The sequence below is a fragment of the Kitasatospora sp. NPDC059803 genome (assembly GCF_042732255.1).
GTDB lineage: Bacteria > Actinomycetota > Actinomycetes > Streptomycetales > Streptomycetaceae > Kitasatospora.
In genome coordinates, this window is record NZ_JBHWIJ010000547.1 from 1 (window position 1) to 2085 (window position 2085).

At 74.5% G+C, this 2085-nt stretch carries 1 protein-coding gene; it reads right to left on the minus strand.

Annotated features, from left to right (window positions below):
* Positions 1-405: 405 nt before the first annotated feature.
* Positions 406-1965, minus strand: coding sequence for a HEAT repeat domain-containing protein (locus ACFV6I_RS39355; RefSeq protein ID WP_380431073.1), 1560 nt, complete (start codon positions 1963-1965; stop codon positions 406-408).
* Positions 1966-2085 lie beyond the last annotated feature (120 nt).

Below are 2085 nucleotides of genomic sequence, written 5' to 3' on the forward strand. Positions count from 1 at the left end.
CCTATCCCTCGGTGGTGCTCCTTGCAGAACTGACCGACATTCAACTCCAATGGCTCCATCGAAAGAAGACCACCGTCCCGCCACCGTCGAGGCGCTGGAGGCGTGGCTTGCCGCCCGGGAGCGCGCCCAGTCACGCTGAGTGCCCGGCCGGGGTGGCCGTCGCGCTGTCGCGTCCGGCGCACACCCCGGCCCCGCCCCTGTACACAGCCCCCACCAGGCGCGACAGCGCGACAGCTGTACAGACACACAGCGTCACCTTGATGGCGGCCCAGAGCGGCCATCAAGGTCTCCAGCAGAGACCTTGATGGTGGCCGACGGCCAGGAGTGAACGCCTGCGCCGAACCCGGTGAAAACCACACGCCGAACACGAGCGGGCCGCGCGAGGTGCGCCTGCCTGCGACCTGGCTACCGGCTGCCGGGCACCGGACGAAGCGCGTCGCGCAGCAACTGGATCACGTCCTCAGTGAGGACGGTGCGGCGTTCCTCCGCCAGGGTGAGCAGTTCGGCGGCCTGTGCGGGGTCGGCGTCGAGGGTCGGGACCGGGCGGGTGAGCCAGGGGTGCGGGGTGAGTTCGCGGATCCGTGTGGTGGCGTCGGTCCTGCCCTGGGCGGCGAGCCGGGGGTGGGTATCACCGCTCGCGAGGACGGCGGCGCGCAGTGCGGTGAGGCGGTCGCGCCGGCTCAACAGCCGGTAGCCCGCGCGCCGCACGGCCGGCCGCTGCGGGTCGGTGAGCATGTCCCACAGCAGGTCGGCGGGCAGCCGGGTGGCGCTGGGGACGAGGGCTGCGGCGGCCTCCTTGACCACCGCGGCGGAGTCGTCTTGCAGCAGCGCCGTGCCCCGGGGCACGGGCACCACGTCGAGGCTCCGCAGGGCCCGCAGGGCGTGGACGCGGACCTGGGGCGCCGGGTTGTCCAGGAGCGCGTCGAGCAGGGGGACGTCGGCCCGGCCACCGGTCTCGGCGAGCCCCGCGACCGCCCCGACCTGCGGGTCGTCGGCCCGGACGGCCGCCTGGTAGTGCGTCAGCGGGTCCGTGCCGGTGCGGCGCGCCGCCTCCCGTGCCAAGGCCCGGACCTGCGCGGACGGGTCGTCGAGGTACGCCACCACGCTCTGCGGGGAGCCGGTGCGCATCAGCCCCGTGAGGGCGGTGACGCGCACCTCGGCATGACGGCTGCGGGCCAGCCGGCGCAGCAGCTCGGCCTGGTCGGTCCACACCGCCTGACGGGCGGCGGCCTCCGCGGCCCGGGCCCTGACCCGGCGGTCGGAGTCGCGCTCGGCGAGGGCCGCGAGGTCGCGGAGCCCGAGGCGGTGGGCGACGGCGTCCAGGGCGAAGCGGCGCACCGGCGCCTCGGGGGCCGCGAGGAGCGTTCCGGTCAGGGCCGTGGTCGACCCGGTCAGCAACGGCACGAGCAACTGGCCGTGGGCGAATGCGCCGCGTTGGCGCCGGTTGATCAGCAGGGCCGTGCGCACGGTCGCCGGGGTGGCCAGCAGCGGGTCGCCATGGAGCAGCACGGCCAGGCCCGCGCTCGCCGCGTCCCGAACCTGGCGGACCCAGTCGCTGGTGCGCAGCACGAGGAACGGCATCGTCCCGGGGTGCGGCTGGTCCAGCATCCGGCGCACCGCGCGCTCGCGGATGCGGCCGTCGGCGTGCGAGGCGGCGAGAGCGAGCGCGACCGGGTCGGCTTCGACGGGCCGCGGGGTGGGACACGTCGGGTGCCACCACTCCCGCCGTATGAAAGCGTCCAGGCGCAGCAGCAGTACCGGACGCTCCGTCAGCGTGCGCAGCGCCTCGAACGAGTCTTCAGCGCTTCCGGTCGAGCCGACCTCCAGCAGCGCGGCGGTCAACTCCTCCAGCGCACTTCCGTCCGCGGCCCGCTCACCAGCGACCAGCAGCCGGACACGCTCCAGGGCGTCCGCGCCAGGGGAAGGCGGTGAGAGGGGCTGCTGACGACGGAGGAAGAAGTTCACCGCGCCATCCTGCCGGAGCCGATGCGCAGCGCCGCGCCGCACTCCGGGCAGGCCGGCGCCCCGGCCGCACCCTTGTTTCCTCGCGTGTCGAAATCCTCGTTCATGATCGGCATCGTAGGG